We start from the raw sequence: 15260 nt of genomic DNA, 5'->3' as shown, positions 1-15260 counted from the left end.
TCATAGGAAACATTTTATGGAGAATAGTCAATAGGCCTAAAAGGTGGTGGAATATGTATGAAAAATACGTTTTCTCGTTTATTTGGCTTTGGAGATAAAGAGAGCGAATTCGAATTACAAGACGAAAGCCATGAAGAAATAGATAAAAAGGTATATGAAGAAATACAAGAAATTCCGATAGTAAATATTACCCCTAATCGTTATCAACCACGAACAGTTTTTGATGATGCGCGTATTGAAGAGCTAGCATTAACGATTCGTACACACGGACTGATTCAGCCAATTGTTGTGAGGCAATATGAGGATGATAAGTACGAGATTATCGCTGGAGAAAGGCGCTTCCGTGCGGCGACAAAGTTAGGGTGGGAAAAGGTTCCTGCAATTATAAAGAACTTAAATGATACAGAGACAGCTTCTGTAGCTTTAATTGAAAACTTGCAACGTGAGGAACTAACAGCAATCGAGGAAGCTGTGGCATATCAAAAGCTAATTGAGTTACATAATTTAACACAAGAAGCATTGGCACAACGACTTGGAAAAGGACAATCTACAATCGCAAATAAGTTGCGATTGTTAAAGTTGCCTGAAGAAATAAAACGTGCATTATTAGAAAAAAGTATTACAGAACGGCATGCTCGTGCCCTTATTCCTTTGAAAAATGAGGAATTGCAACTGAAGGTTTTACAAGAGATTGTGGAGAAGCAACTGAATGTAAAGCAAACAGAGGAACGAATTGCGAAATTACTAGAGGAAGCAAAACCGAAGCGTAAGGCAAAGCAAAAAGCAGTAAGTAGAGATACGAGAATTGCCATGAATACAATTAGGCAGTCCTTACAAATGGTTGCTGATAGTGGTTTAAATGTTAACTCTGAGGAAGAAGAATTTGATGAGTACTATCAAATTACGATAAAAATTCCGAAGAAAAAATAATAATGGCGTGTTAGAGACCTTATCCTATTGGATAGGTCTCTTTTACTATATTTTCTTGTTAGATGAAGAAGGAGTTTAGAAATAAATTTTGAAGTTTAATAAGGACGTAAAAGAAAAACTTTTATTTCATGTTACAATAAACGTAATTGTTACTAGAATAAGATAGAAAGGTTGAAAGTAGGTGACATCATGGGAAAAATCATTGCTATTGCCAATCAAAAAGGTGGCGTTGGAAAAACAACAACATCTGTTAATTTAGGGGCTGGATTGGCACAAGTAGGTAAAAAGGTCCTTCTTGTAGATATTGATGCTCAAGGAAATGCAACGACTGGTGTGGGAATTGAAAAATCCGAATTAGATCAATGTATTTACAACGTTCTTGTGGAAGATGCAGATGTTCAAGGGGTTATACGGAAAACCGCAACTGAAAACTTAGATGTTCTACCCGCTACAATTCAATTGGCAGGTGCTGAAATTGAATTGGTACCGACTATTTCCCGGGAAGTACGTTTGCAAAGGGCATTACAGCCGGTTCGTGATGAATATGACTATATTATTATCGACTGTCCCCCGTCCTTAGGGTTATTAACGATTAATGCATTAACCGCAGCAGATTCTGTTATTATTCCTGTTCAATGCGAATATTACGCACTAGAAGGATTAAGTCAGCTATTAAATACAGTTCGACTTGTGCAAAAGCACTTAAATAAAAATCTAGCAATTCAAGGTGTATTGCTAACGATGTTGGATGCCCGTACAAATTTAGGGATTCAGGTTATAGATGAAGTGAAAAAATACTTTAGGGATAAAGTATACCGTTCGATTATTCCTCGTAATGTTCGTTTAAGTGAAGCGCCAAGTCATGGGAAACCAATTATGCAGTATGACGCTAAATCAAGAGGGGCAGAAGTATATATAGATTTAGCAGAGGAAGTGATTGCAGGTGGCTAAAGGATTAGGAAGAGGAATTAATGTGTTTTTTCCTGATTTAGATGTGAAAGAAGAAGAGGCAATTCAGGAGATTATGATAACTGAATTAAGACCGAATCCATATCAACCACGTAAACACTTTAATAAAGAGGCAATTCAAGAATTATCGGCTTCTATTAAAGAGCATGGCATATTGCAACCGTTAATTGCTAGGAAGAGTATTAAAGGATATGAAATTGTTGCAGGTGAAAGAAGATATCGTGCTGCCAAAGAGGCGGGGCTCGAGAAGGTACCTGCCGTTGTAAGACAATTAAATGAGCAGCAAATGATGGAGTTTGCATTGCTTGAAAACTTACAACGAGAAGATTTAAACCCAATGGAAGAAGCAATGGCATATCAAATGTTAATGAATGAGCTAAATGTAACGCAAGAACAATTAGCAAAACGTCTTGGTAAGAGCAGACCTTACATTGCAAATTATACGCGTTTATTAAGCCTCCCTCCATTTGTGCAAGATATGATTGCAAATGGGCAACTTTCAATGGCTCATGGGAGAACTTTGCTTACGATAAAAGATGAAGAACAATTGAAATCTTTATTGAAACGAATCGAAAAAGAAGGATTAAATGTTCGTCAATTAGAGAAAATTGTTCAGGAGATTAATCAACGCGTTTCACGTGAAACAAAACAAGTGAAAAAAGAGAGAAACATATTTTTTGTAGAACGCGAAACGTTCTTAAGAGAAAAGTTTGGCACAGATGTGAAAATTAAAGAAACAAAAAGAGAAAAAGGTAAAATCGAAATTGAATTTTTCAATAAAGAAGATTTAAATCGTATTTTAGAATTATTAGCGCAGAAAAACTAAAAAGCAAACCATCTTATTATTTATAGATGGTTTGCTTTTTTTAATACAGATAATTTTTGGTCTGTTTCTTTTATACTTTGTGCAATTACATCAGCCATTTTCATGACTAAACTTAATCTTGTATTTTGCAGGACGAAAAACTCCATAAAACCATTTAGATTTACGATGCCATGAATATGTAAATCACCAACTGCAGGTAATTTTTTATTCATAGCAGCTCCAGGTTTACTAGGCCCCATTCCGGTAGTGATGGAACCGATACTTTGAGACTTTCCTAAACAGGCATCAACCGCAATTATAAATGAAGTAGGATTATCTTTCTGTATATTCTGAATTCTTTCTTCTAAATTTAGCGCATGCACTGGCTCATCTAGTGTGCCGAACACTTGGAAGTTTGTAATTCCTACTTGTTCTAGTTTCGTACCGACTAACGGACCGAGTGCATCGCCTGTAGAACGATCTGTTCCGATACAAACGAGAATAATCGGTATAGTTGTTTTAATAGGGATATGGGAAAGTAAGAAGTTACTAATTGTCTCGGAGGCTTCTACGTCTTGGTGCATAACATTTTGAGTTTCTTTTTCGAAAAAGGGTAAGCGAAAACTTCCAATATTCATGAAGCATCCATCCTTTTAATAAATTTTCAAAATATGTTATATGGTGAGTAAAATGGAAAACTATAAGTGCGTATTTCCTGTAAAACTTGAGTGAAAACGGAAATAATAGTACTAGTATATATATATTCGTTCCATTTTATACCTGCACAGAAGTTAACAAATACAATTAAAGTCATAAAAACTTTGCGGAAATCAGGGTGACTTCTGATACAATGAGAAGGATAATTAAAAAGGAATTTTAGCTGGAGAGGTAGAGGTACATGGATTTAGCGTTGAAATGGTTTGAGTCCATTGATTGGACGAATATAGGTGTGAAATCACTAAAAATAGTCGTTATTTTAATACTTGGTGCAATTATTGTGCGAGTTGCGCGTGCAATTGTACGAAATGCGTTTCGTATGGGAAGCCGTTCGCCAATTCAAATTTCAGAACGGCGTACAGTTACAGTAGCGAAGTTACTTGAAAATATTGTGGCATACGTTGTTATGTTCATTATGTTAATTGCGATTTTGGGTGTGTTTAATATTAATGCATCTGGTTTATTAGCGGGTGCGGGGGTAATTGGTTTAGCAGTCGGATTTGGTGCTCAAAGTTTAGTGAAAGATGTTATTACGGGGTTATTTATTTTGCTAGAAGATCAATTTTCAGTAGGTGACTATGTAAAAATTGGTCAGTTTGAAGGTGTCGTTCTAGAAATTGGACTTCGTACAACAAAAGTAAAGAGCTGGACAGGCGAAATTCATACTTTACCAAACGGAAGTATCATTCAAGTTACGAACTATTCAGTTAGTAATAGTGTAGCATTTGTTGATGTATCTATTTCGTATGAAGGTGACATAGCAAAAGCAGAGCAAGTTATTGAAGATTTATTAGTAGAATTACCTGAAAAATACGAGAAAATGATAACGACGCCTCAACTATTAGGTGTGCAAACATTAGCTGCATCGGAAGTTGTATTACGTGTTATTGCTGAGGTAGAACCGATGCAACATGCAGTTATTGCAAGAGCACTTCGTAAAGAAATTAAAAATCGTCTAGATTTACATGGTATTGAAATTCCATATCCACGTATGGTTTTATATAATCGTGAAGAATTGGTGAGTGGAAAAGCACTTTAGTATGGAGAGGGGTTTGGAGAATGGAGCAAAAGCAGTATAACTTGTACGATGTTGTGGAAATGAAGAAAGCCCACCCATGTGGTGAGAATCGCTGGAAGATTATTCGTATGGGAATGGATATCCGCATTAAGTGCGAGGGATGTGACCATTCAGTAATGATTCCTCGAAGAGAGTTTGATCGTAAGGTGAAAAAAATACTTGTGAAGCACGAAGAATAGAGAGAAAGTAACAGTTGCAGTGGGTAGCTGTTACTTTTTTTCGTTTGGAGGAAACTTGTCATTTTTTTCGTTACTATCTATAATGATGAAAGATTAAGACATAGGAGTGAAAAATATGGGATTAACGGCTGGGATTGTTGGATTACCTAACGTAGGGAAGTCCACTTTATTTAATGCAATTACACAAGCAGGAGCAGAATCTGCAAACTATCCATTCTGTACAATTGATCCAAACGTAGGAATTGTAGAAGTACCAGATGAGCGTTTAAATAAATTAACGGAATTAGTAGAACCGAAAAAAACTGTTCCGACTGTATTTGAATTTACTGATATTGCAGGTATCGTAAAAGGTGCTAGTAAAGGTGAAGGTTTAGGTAATAAATTCTTATCTCACATTCGCCAAGTAGATGCAATTTGCCAAGTTGTTCGTTGTTTTGAAGACGAAAATATTACACACGTTTCAGGGAAAGTAGATCCAATCGATGATATTGAAACAATCAACTTAGAGCTAATCTTAGCGGATTTGGAATCTGTTGATAAACGTATCGAACGTGTTGCGAAATTAGCAAGACAAAAAGATAAAGAAGCAGTATATGAGCATGAAATTTTAGTTCGCTTAAAAGAAGCTTTTGAAGAGGGAAAACCAGCTCGTACTGTTGAATTTACAGAAGAGCAAATGAAGATTGTTAAAGGTCTTCATTTACTTACAACGAAAGAAATGTTGTACGTAGCAAACGTAAGTGAGGACGATATTATCGATCCTTCTGAAAACAAATACGTACAAATGGTAAAAGAATTTGCTGCAAATGAAAATTCTCAAGTAATCGTTGTATGTGCAAAAATCGAAGAAGAAATCGCTGAGCTAGACGAGGAAGAGAAAAAAGTATTCCTTGAAGAACTAGGCATTGAAGAATCTGGTTTAGATCAATTAATTCGTGCTGCATATGATTTATTAGGACTTGCTACTTACTTCACAGCAGGTGTGCAAGAAGTACGTGCATGGACGTTTAAACAAGGTATGAAAGCACCACAATGTGCGGGCGTAATTCATACAGACTTTGAGCGTGGATTTATTCGTGCGGAAACAGTTTCTTACGAAGACTTAATGACAAACGGTTCTATGACAGCTGCAAAAGAAGCTGGTAAAGTTCGTTTAGAAGGAAAAGAGTATATCGTAAAAGACGGAGACGTTATGCACTTCCGCTTCAACGTTTAATTTAATATTTCCTAGGAAAAATAAAGATATGAGCTTGGCGAATATATTATGTGTTTGCCAAGTTTTTTATGCATGGGTGAGTTGATTCATCTAACTTACTATGATATAATCTAAACTCGTGAGTAATTACTATAAATTAATTGCTCCTTGCCCATTATGGGCCGTTTAGACCAAAAGGAGGTGAAAGTGTAATGAGAAAGTACGAAATTATGTACATCATTCGTCCTGGCGTTGAAGAAGAAGCTCAAAAAGCTTTAGTTGAACGTTTCGCAGGTGTTTTAACAAACAATGGTGCAGAAATCATTAACACGAAAGAGTGGGGTAAGCGTCGTTTAGCTTACGAAATCAACGACTTACGTGAAGGTTTCTACATGATCTTAAACGTGAACTCTAACGCAGAAGCGATTAACGAATTCGACCGTTTAGCTAAGATCAACGAAGACATCCTTCGTCATATCGTTGTTAAAGAAGAAGAAAAATAATTGATATATAAGGGAGAGTGGTTCGATTGATGAATCGTGTTATCCTCGTTGGTCGTTTAACTAAGGACCCTGACTTACGTTACACGCCCAATGGTGTTGCAGTAGCTACTTTTACGTTAGCTGTGAATCGCGCATTTGCGAATCAACAAGGTGAGCGTGAAGCTGACTTTATTAATTGTGTAATATGGCGTAAACAAGCAGAAAACGTAGCAAATTATTTGAAAAAAGGTAGCTTAGCAGGCGTAGATGGACGTCTTCAAACTCGTAATTACGATGGACAAGATGGTAAACGTGTATATGTAACAGAAGTTCTTGCGGAAAGCGTACAATTTTTAGAGCCGCGTAATGGCGGTGGGGAGCAACGTGGTTCATTTAATCAGCAACCATCAGGAGCTGGTTTCGGTAACCAAAGCTCTAACCCATTTGGTCAATCTAGTAATTCAGGCAACCAAGGTAACCAAGGTAACCAAGGTAACTCTGGATTTACGAAGAATGACGATCCATTTTCAAATGTAGGTCAACCGATCGACATTTCCGACGACGATTTACCGTTCTAATACAGTAAATTAGTTAGTTTTAACAAAGAATGGAGGGAATAGACATGGCAGGACGCAAAGGTGGACGTGCGAAGCGTCGTAAGGTGTGTTTCTTCACATCTAACGGCATCACTCGCATTGACTATAAAGATGTTGATTTATTAAAACGTTTCGTTTCTGAGCGTGGTAAAATTTTACCTCGTCGTGTAACAGGAACAAGCGCAAAATACCAACGCAAACTTACAGTTGCAATTAAACGTGCTCGTCAAATGGCACTTTTACCATATGTTGGTGAATAATAGCGTATGAAATGCACAGTAGAGTCGGACTCTACTGTGCATTTTGCTATGCTTTTCTTTTTTGAAAGAGAGGTTAGATGATGAAAAATACGAAATTTATTACTGAGGGTGCAGCGCTGTTAGCGATATATGCAATGTTATTACTTATATCTATGTATGTTCCAATTTTAGGTACAGTTGTAACGTTTGCATTGCCATTGCCGTTTATATTGCTAACGATAAGATATAGATTATCTAACGCCTTTGTAATTTTTACGGCGGCGCTTTTTATTACTGTTATTGTCAGTCAACCGATGAACCTAGTGAAGACAACTATGTTTGGATTGATAGGTATCGTTTTAGGATATATGTATAAAAAACAAAAAAAACCGGTAGAAATTTTGATGGCGGGGACACTTGCTTACTTAATTGGTATTATGCTCATTTATGTTGCAAGTATAAAGTTTTTTAACATAGATTTAATGAAGCAAATGCAAAATATGCTTACTGAAAGTATGGCGCAAAGTGAAAAGATAGTCACTGCTGCTGGTATGCCTATTAGTAAAGAGCAAAAAGAATTATTTGCACAATTTAATGATGTGTTACAAACGTTATTCCCAAGTTTGCTTGTAATGGTCTCGGTATGTTTTTCTTGGATTACAGTTATGATATCAGGTAGTGTTTTGAGAAAACTAAAGCATGATGTTATACCTTGGCCTAAATTTAAAGATATACAATTACCAAAGAGTATTGTTTGGTATTACGTTATATTTATTTTGCTATCAACTTTTATAAAAGTAGAACCGACATCATATTTACATATGGTATTTTCTAACCTATATGTCATATTTGCTTTACTACTAGTACTGCAAGGTCTGACATTTATCGCTTTTATAGCGCATAGCAAAGGTTTTACGAAAGGGGTTCCTATTATTAGTTTTATTGTCTGCATGTTTATTCCGATGCTGTTTCCTCTTGTGACAATCTTAGGTATAATTGATTTAGGGATTTCATTGCGTTCTAAAATAGGAGGATAAAGTAATATTCCTTATACTATTTTAATCTGTTTAACTAACTGGAAGGAGAGTTAGTTTTACTTTATAGGAGTTGTATACATGCCTGAATTTTATAAGAAACAGTGGTTTTTATATCCTGTTTATGTATTGGCATTTTTCGTGTTTGTGCTCATTGCGATCCTCTGTTATTTTCATTTAATTATGGGGATATCCACATTTTTTATTTTTTGCATTGTACTTTTTGTTGTTATACGCTTTGAACTGACCTTTCAAAGGAATTTCGAAAAGTATACGACAGATATGATTACAAGAGTAAAGAAAGTGAGTAATGAAGCATTTAACCAAATGCCGATTGGTATTTTGTTATACAATAAGGATTATGGGATTGATTGGGCGAATCCTTATTTATCTTCATGTCTAGGACAGCATGCATTAGCTGGATGGCACCTTTATGATGTATCAGAAACGTTACTTCTTTTTATTAAGGGAGAAACTTCCGACGATATAGTTTCTTTAAATAACCGAAAGTTTCGCGTTTTTGTAAGGAAAGAAGAAAAGTTAATTTATTTCTTTGATGTAACGGAACAAACAGAGATTGAAAAAATGTACGAGGATCAACGCACTGTTTTAGCTGTCATTTATTTAGATAATTATGATGAAGTTACACAAGGGCTAGATGATCAATTACGCACGAATATAACAAGTCTTGTAACGTCACGATTAAATGAATGGGCCGTTAAGTATGGGGCATATTTAAAACGTGCATCTTCAGAAAGATTCTTCGTTGTACTAAATGAGAGTATTTTAGCACAAATGGAGAAAGGTAAATTTAGCATTTTAGATCAGGTGCGTGAGGAAACATCCAAAAGGAATATACCACTCACCTTAAGTGTAGGTGTTGGATCAGGTGATTTACCTTTATCAGAGCTTGGAGCAATGGCTCAGTCCGGTTTAGACCTTGCGCTTGGCCGTGGTGGAGATCAAGTAGCTATTAAACAAGCGACAGGTAAAGTTAAGTTTTATGGTGGTAAGACAAATCCAGTTGAAAAACGTACTCGTGTACGTGCCAGAGTTATTTCGCATGCATTAAAGGATTTAGTATTAGAAAGTAGTAACGTCATTATAATGGGGCATAGGGCTCCTGATATGGACGCAATTGGTGCTGCGATTGGTATTTTAAAGGTAGCGCAATTAAATGAGCGCAAAGGATATATTGTGTTAGATGAAAATGATTCTGATAAGGGAATTAAGCGTTTGATGGATAAAGTGAAACAAAACGAAGAGTTATGGTCTCACTTTATTACACCAGGACAAGCGATGGAATTTGCAAATGATGATTCTTTACTTGTTGTTGTTGATACGCATAAACCTTCAATGGTGATGGAAGAAAAGCTGTTACACAAAATTGAAAATGTAGTTGTTATTGACCATCATCGCCGAGGAGAAGATTTTATTGAAGATCCATTGCTTGTTTACATGGAGCCATATGCTTCTTCTACGGCGGAACTTGTTACAGAATTACTTGAATACCAGCCAAAAAATTTAAAAATGACAATGTTAGAAGCAACAGCATTGTTAGCGGGTATTATTGTTGATACGAAAAGCTTTACATTCCGGACAGGTGCTCGTACTTTTGATGCTGCTTCTTATTTACGCTCACATGGTGCAGATACTGTACTTGTACAAGAGCTTTTAAAAGAAGATATGGATCAGTACTTGCGGGTTGCAAAAGCTATTAAAAATGCGTACATTTATACAAATGGAATTGCGATTGCGAAAGTTGATAGTGATGATTACTACGATCAAGTGCTTATTGCGCAATCAGCGGACACATTATTAACGATGACAGGAATTATTGCGTCATTTGTTATTGCAAAACGTGGCGAGAATTTCATTGGAATTAGCGGCAGGTCTTTAGGTGAAGTGAACGTGCAGCTAATTATGGAAAATTTAGGTGGTGGCGGGCATTTAACGAATGCAGCCACACAAATGAAAAATGTTACAGTAGATGAAGCTGAGGAGAAGCTTCGATTTGTTATTGATGACTATTTACAGGGAGGCACACAATCATGAAAGTAATTTTTCTAAAAGACGTAAAAGGTAAAGGGAAAAAAGGGGAAATAAAAAACGTACCAGATGGCTATGCAAATAACTTCTTACTAAAACAAGGATTAGCTGCTGAAGCGACAAATAGCAGTATGAAAACTTTAGAAGCTCAAAAGCGAAAAGAAGAAAAAGATGCAGCAGCAGAGGTTGAAAATGCAAAAGAATTGAAAGAAACGTTAGAGAAACTAACTGTAGAAGTAAAGGCGAAATCTGGAGAAGGTGGCCGTCTATTTGGTTCAATCACAAGTAAACAAATTGTAGATGCAATGCAAAAATCACATAAAATTAAACTTGATAAACGTAAATTTGAAATGGATGATGCAATTCGTGCATTAGGCTATACAAACGTTACTGTGAAATTGCATCCGCAAGTAACAGCAACAGTAAAAGTTCATGTTAGTGAACAATAAAAATAAGTTAAGCAAGGAGGATTGCGTATGAGTGATGTAATGGCTGATCGTACCCCTCCGCATAATATAGAGGCCGAGCAGGCGGTTTTAGGGGCCATATTAATTGATCAAGATGCGTTAACGTCAGCATCGGAGTTATTGGTACCTGATTCATTCTATCGAACGAAACATCAAAAGATTTTTGAAGTCATGCTTGGGTTATCTGATAAAGGAGAACCGATCGACTTAGTAATAATGACATCAGCGATGGCTGATCAAGGATTACTAGAAGAAGTTGGTGGAGTGTCTTATTTAGCAGAATTAGCAGAAGTTGTTCCAACCGCTGCTAACGTAGAATATTATGCACGAATCATCGCTGAAAAGGCGCTGTTACGTCGTTTGATTCGAACAGCGACTCATATCGTGTCTGATGGGTATGAGAGAGAAGATGACGTGGATGGCCTTTTAAATGAGGCTGAGAAAAAAATATTAGAAGTATCTCACCAAACGAATGCAAAAGCATTCCAAAACATTAAAGATGTTCTTGTAGATGCTTACGATAAAATTGAACTTTTGCATAATCAAAAAGGTGAAGTTACTGGGATACCAACTGGATTTACTGAATTAGATAAGATGACCGCAGGTTTCCAGCGAAATGATTTAATCATCGTAGCGGCACGTCCATCAGTAGGGAAAACTGCATTTTCATTAAATATCGCACAAAACGTAGCGACGAAAACGGATGAAAATGTAGCGATTTTTAGTCTAGAGATGGGCTCTGATCAACTTGTTATGCGTATGCTTTGTGCGGAAGGAAATATTGATGCACAAAGACTTCGTACCGGTTCATTGACTTCTGATGATTGGGCGAAATTAACGATGGCGATGGGTAGCCTTTCTAATGCTGGTATTTATATTGATGATACACCAGGGATTAAAGTAAATGAGATTCGAGCGAAATGTCGTAGATTAAAGCAAGAACAAGGTCTTGGGATGGTTTTGATTGACTATTTACAGCTTATTCAAGGAAGCGGGAAATCAGGAGAAAACCGTCAGCAGGAAGTATCTGAGATTTCTCGTACATTAAAAGGAATTGCGCGTGAATTGCAAGTGCCTGTTATTGCCTTATCACAGTTATCTCGTGGTGTAGAATCTCGTCAGGATAAACGCCCGATGATGTCTGATATTCGTGAATCTGGAAGTATTGAGCAGGATGCTGATATTGTAGCTTTCCTATATCGTGAAGATTACTATGACCGTGAAACGGAAAATAAAAATACGATTGAAATTATCATTGCAAAACAACGTAATGGTCCGGTAGGTTCAGTAGAGCTTGCGTTTGTTAAAGAATTTAATAAATTCGTCAATTTAGAACGACGCTTTGAGGATGGGGCATAAAGGCAGTATAAAAAAGAAACGCATTTCTTATAATAAGATGTGTTTCTTTTTTTATGGGGTAAAGATAAGGCTTTCATAAGGTGAAAATATAATTCTTACGAACGAAAATGATTTTTAATAAAAAAATGTTCGCTTTTTGGTTGACTTCTCTTTCGGTTTTGGTACAATTATATTGTTTGAATAGATCGTTTGAAAATCGCGGAGGTGCTTTAATAATGTCTTCAGTAGTAGTTGTAGGAACACAATGGGGCGACGAAGGAAAAGGTAAAATCACTGATTTTCTTTCTGAGCATGCGGAAGTAGTTGCAAGATATCAAGGTGGAAATAACGCGGGACATACAATTGTTTTCGGCGGAGTTAAATATAAATTACACTTAATTCCATCTGGTATTTTCTATAAAGAGAAAATTTGTGTAATCGGAAATGGCTTAGTAGTAGATCCGAAAGCATTACTTGAAGAGTTAAAATACTTACATGATCGTGGTGTAAGTACTGATAATTTACGTGTAAGTAACCGTGCGCACGTTATTTTACCTTATCACTTAAAACAAGATGAGTTAGAAGAAGCGAGTAAAGGTGATAACAAAATCGGTACAACGAAAAAAGGTATCGGTCCTGCATATATGGATAAAGCTGCTCGTATTGGTATTCGTATGGCTGATCTTTTAGACCGTGAAGCATTTAAAGAAAAGCTTGAGCGCAATTTAGTAGAAAAAAATCGTTTATTTGAAAAAATGTACGATACAGAAGGTTTCAGTGTAGAAGAAATCTTCGAAGAGTACTTCGAGTACGGACAACAAATCGCACAATATGTATGCGACACATCTGTTGTATTAAATGATGCACTAGATAACAATCACCGTGTATTATTTGAAGGTGCACAAGGTGTTATGCTTGATATCGACCACGGTACGTACCCATTCGTTACATCTTCTAACCCGATTGCTGGTGGTGTAACAGTTGGAACTGGAGTTGGCCCTGCGAAAGTTACTCGCGTTGTAGGTGTATGTAAAGCATATACAAGCCGCGTAGGTGACGGTCCATTCCCTACTGAACTTAATGATGAAATTGGTCATCAAATTCGTGAAGTTGGTCGTGAGTACGGAACGACAACTGGTCGTCCACGCCGCGTAGGTTGGTTCGATAGCGTTGTTGTAAGACATGCACGTCGTGTTAGTGGTTTAACAGATCTATCGTTAAATTCTATCGACGTTCTAACGGGTATTCCGACTCTTAAAATTTGTGTTGCTTACAAATACAATGGCGAAGTTATCGATGAAGTTCCAGCAAACTTAAACATTTTAGCAAAATGTGAGCCTGTATATGAAGAACTTCCAGGTTGGACAGAAGATATTACTGGTGTAAAATCATTAGACGAGCTTCCTGAAAATGCACGCAAATACGTAGAACGTGTTTCTGAGTTAACAGGAATTCAATTATCTATGTTCTCAGTTGGACCAGATCGTAACCAAACAAATATCGTTCGTAACGTATACGAAGCTTAATTGATATTTTTGAGAAAAAACTCATGTCCGCATGAGTTTTTTCTTATCTTTTATAAAAAAAATAAAAAAAGATGTTGCAAAAAATAAAGAAAACATGTTATGATACATCTTGTCGTCACGAAAATATGACGTTGGTGAGTATGAGCCATTAGCTCAGTTGGTAGAGCATCTGACTTTTAATCAGAGGGTCGAAGGTTCGAATCCTTCATGGCTCACCATTTTATTTTTCGTGGCCCGTTGGTCAAGTGGTTAAGACACCGCCCTTTCACGGCGGTAACACGGGTTCGAATCCCGTACGGGTCATGTTTTTTTATGCTTATTTTTGGTCCCGTGGTGTAGTGGTTAACATGCCTGCCTGTCACGCAGGAGATCGCCGGTTCGACCCCGGTCGGGACCGCCACTTTTGTTTATACCACCATTAGTGGTTTTATATATAGTTTTGGCTCGGTAGCTCAGTCGGTAGAGCAGAGGACTGAAAATCCTCGTGTCGGCGGTTCGATTCCGTCCCGAGCCACTCTCAGGATATTAAGTGGGCCCACTTAATATCCTTTTTATTTATGTAATTTTACAAAACTGAGTAGTTATTTTAAAATAGAACGAGGAGCCTCTAGCAGTTGAAGCTAGAGGTTTTTCTATAGATCGTATAGGATTCCGTGTAAAAGTGGATTATACATGAGTCTGTGAGAATAGAGGAGAAAGTACTTAAGCAAAAGATGCGGTCATATGGGGACATACTATGTAGACATCAATGTGTTTAGGGATATTGACCATATTTTTCAACCGCATCAACGGGCAGTAAGACCCTAACTTAAAATTCAGCGGTGGTAAAGAAGTTAGGTGCGGGATCAACTGCCCGTAAATGCCCGATTGATGCGGGCTAATAATCAGTGGGGGATGAAGCCCCCACCACCGATTAAAGTTTCACTTTATAAGGAGGAAATAGACGATGATGGGAAAGAAAATTTTAGTAGTTGATGATGAAAAGCCGATTGCGGATATTTTGAAGTTCAACCTAGAAAAAGAAGGTTTTGAAATTGTAATGGCGCATGATGGTGATGAAGCGATTGAAAAAGCGAATGAAGAGCAGCCAGATATGGTTTTATTAGATATTATGCTACCAGGTAAGGATGGCTTAGAGGTTTGCCGTGAAATACGTAAAAGCTCAGAAATGCCGATTATTATGCTTACAGCAAAGGACTCTGAAATTGATAAAGTATTAGGGCTTGAGCTTGGAGCAGATGATTATGTAACGAAGCCATTTAGTACGAGGGAATTACTTGCTCGTGTGAAGGCGAATTTACGTCGCCATCAACAAGGTGGTGCTGCAGAAAAAGAAGAAAATACGGAAATGGTTATTGGACCAATAGTTATCAATCCAAATGCGTATAGTGTAACGAAACGTGAGGAAAATATTGAACTTACACATCGTGAATTTGAGCTACTACATTATTTAGCAAAACATTTAGGACAAGTTATGACTCGTGAACATTTATTGCAAACAGTTTGGGGTTATGACTATTTTGGAGATGTACGTACAGTGGATGTAACAGTGCGTCGTTTACGTGAAAAAATTGAAGATAATCCAAGTCACCCCACTTTAATTGTAACTAGACGTGGAGTAGGGTATTACTTGCGTGACCCAGAGCAGGAATAGTA

Annotated in this window: 16 protein-coding genes and 4 tRNA genes; 19 read left to right on the top strand and 1 reads right to left on the bottom strand. The window is 37.0% G+C overall.

What is annotated here, in order from left to right:
* Window positions 1–57 precede the first annotated feature (57 nt).
* The 3 genes from noc (at window position 58) to spo0J (ending at window position 2725) form a co-directional block, all read left to right on the top strand.
* Window positions 58–930: a nucleoid occlusion protein gene (gene noc, locus KVT31_RS15510; protein ID WP_076541195.1), complete on the top strand. Its 873-nt coding sequence runs from the start codon at window positions 58–60 to the stop codon at window positions 928–930.
* Window positions 931–1119: 189 nt separating this feature from the next.
* Complete coding sequence (soj, locus tag KVT31_RS15505) at window positions 1120–1881, top strand: sporulation initiation inhibitor protein Soj (RefSeq protein ID WP_000516117.1); 762 nt, start codon at window positions 1120–1122, stop codon at window positions 1879–1881.
* Window positions 1874–2725 carry a stage 0 sporulation protein Spo0J gene (gene spo0J, locus KVT31_RS15500; protein ID WP_088098607.1) on the top strand — a complete coding sequence of 284 codons (852 nt, stop codon included), beginning with the start codon at window positions 1874–1876 and terminating at the stop codon, window positions 2723–2725. Before soj ends, spo0J begins: the two co-directional genes overlap by 8 nt.
* Before the next feature lie 20 nt (window positions 2726–2745).
* Here the strand turns inward: spo0J and yyaC are convergent, their stop codons facing one another.
* Window positions 2746–3342, bottom strand: coding sequence for a spore protease YyaC (gene yyaC / locus KVT31_RS15495; protein ID WP_088098606.1), 597 nt, complete (start codon window positions 3340–3342; stop codon window positions 2746–2748).
* A 260-nt stretch (window positions 3343–3602) separates the two neighbouring features.
* Between yyaC and KVT31_RS15490 the strand changes: the two genes are divergently transcribed.
* The 16 genes from KVT31_RS15490 to walR all read left to right on the top strand — a co-directional run bounded on the left by KVT31_RS15490 (window position 3603) and on the right by walR (window position 15258).
* Complete coding sequence (locus KVT31_RS15490; RefSeq protein ID WP_088098605.1) at window positions 3603–4460, top strand: mechanosensitive ion channel family protein; 858 nt, start codon at window positions 3603–3605, stop codon at window positions 4458–4460.
* A gap of 20 nt (window positions 4461–4480) precedes the next feature.
* The gene (locus tag KVT31_RS15485; RefSeq protein ID WP_000436051.1) at window positions 4481–4678 is read left to right on the top strand and encodes a DUF951 domain-containing protein; all 198 of its coding nucleotides are present in this window, start codon (window positions 4481–4483) and stop codon (window positions 4676–4678) included.
* 115 nt (window positions 4679–4793) lie between these two features.
* A complete protein-coding gene (gene ychF / locus KVT31_RS15480) occupies window positions 4794–5894 on the top strand; it encodes a redox-regulated ATPase YchF (protein WP_000524656.1) in 1101 nt (366 codons plus the stop codon).
* Between the two features lie 191 nt (window positions 5895–6085).
* Window positions 6086–6376 (top strand): 30S ribosomal protein S6, encoded by a 291-nt coding sequence (gene rpsF, locus KVT31_RS15475; RefSeq protein WP_001233781.1) that lies wholly within the window; start codon window positions 6086–6088, stop codon window positions 6374–6376.
* Between the two features lie 26 nt (window positions 6377–6402).
* Window positions 6403–6933, top strand: a complete 531-nt coding sequence (gene ssb, locus KVT31_RS15470) for a single-stranded DNA-binding protein (protein WP_002108911.1) — start codon at window positions 6403–6405, stop codon at window positions 6931–6933.
* Window positions 6934–6977: 44 nt separating this feature from the next.
* Entirely contained in the window at window positions 6978–7211 is a 234-nt protein-coding gene (rpsR, locus tag KVT31_RS15465) for a 30S ribosomal protein S18 (RefSeq protein ID WP_000918874.1), read from the top strand.
* An 80-nt stretch (window positions 7212–7291) separates the two neighbouring features.
* Window positions 7292–8227: a YybS family protein gene (locus KVT31_RS15460; protein ID WP_140392615.1), complete on the top strand. Its 936-nt coding sequence runs from the start codon at window positions 7292–7294 to the stop codon at window positions 8225–8227.
* Between the two features lie 78 nt (window positions 8228–8305).
* Window positions 8306–10279, top strand: a complete 1974-nt coding sequence (locus KVT31_RS15455) for a DHH family phosphoesterase (RefSeq protein ID WP_001113891.1) — start codon at window positions 8306–8308, stop codon at window positions 10277–10279.
* Window positions 10276–10722, top strand: a complete 447-nt coding sequence (rplI, locus tag KVT31_RS15450; RefSeq protein WP_000864225.1) for a 50S ribosomal protein L9 — start codon at window positions 10276–10278, stop codon at window positions 10720–10722. Before KVT31_RS15455 ends, rplI begins: the two co-directional genes overlap by 4 nt.
* Before the next feature lie 27 nt (window positions 10723–10749).
* Window positions 10750–12099, top strand: coding sequence for a replicative DNA helicase (gene dnaB, locus KVT31_RS15445; RefSeq protein ID WP_001286241.1), 1350 nt, complete (start codon window positions 10750–10752; stop codon window positions 12097–12099).
* A gap of 215 nt (window positions 12100–12314) precedes the next feature.
* Window positions 12315–13604, top strand: coding sequence for an adenylosuccinate synthase (locus KVT31_RS15440; protein ID WP_000100233.1), 1290 nt, complete (start codon window positions 12315–12317; stop codon window positions 13602–13604).
* Between the two features lie 142 nt (window positions 13605–13746).
* Window positions 13747–13822: transfer RNA gene (locus KVT31_RS15435), tRNA-Lys, on the top strand.
* Window positions 13823–13835: 13 nt separating this feature from the next.
* Window positions 13836–13907 (top strand) — tRNA-Glu (locus KVT31_RS15430).
* 21 nt (window positions 13908–13928) lie between these two features.
* Window positions 13929–14004 (top strand) — tRNA-Asp (locus KVT31_RS15425).
* 41 nt (window positions 14005–14045) lie between these two features.
* A tRNA-Phe gene (locus KVT31_RS15420) sits at window positions 14046–14118 on the top strand.
* 432 nt (window positions 14119–14550) lie between these two features.
* A complete protein-coding gene (gene walR / locus KVT31_RS15415; protein WP_000971865.1) occupies window positions 14551–15258 on the top strand; it encodes a cell wall metabolism DNA-binding response regulator WalR in 708 nt (235 codons plus the stop codon).
* Window positions 15259–15260 lie beyond the last annotated feature (2 nt).

It is taken from the genome of Bacillus sp. GbtcB14 (assembly GCF_019091205.1).
Taxonomy (GTDB): Bacteria; Bacillota; Bacilli; order Bacillales; family Bacillaceae_G; genus Bacillus_A; species Bacillus_A cereus_AG.
Note: the sequence above shows the minus strand (reverse complement) of the source record. Positions and strands in the feature narration are given on the sequence as shown.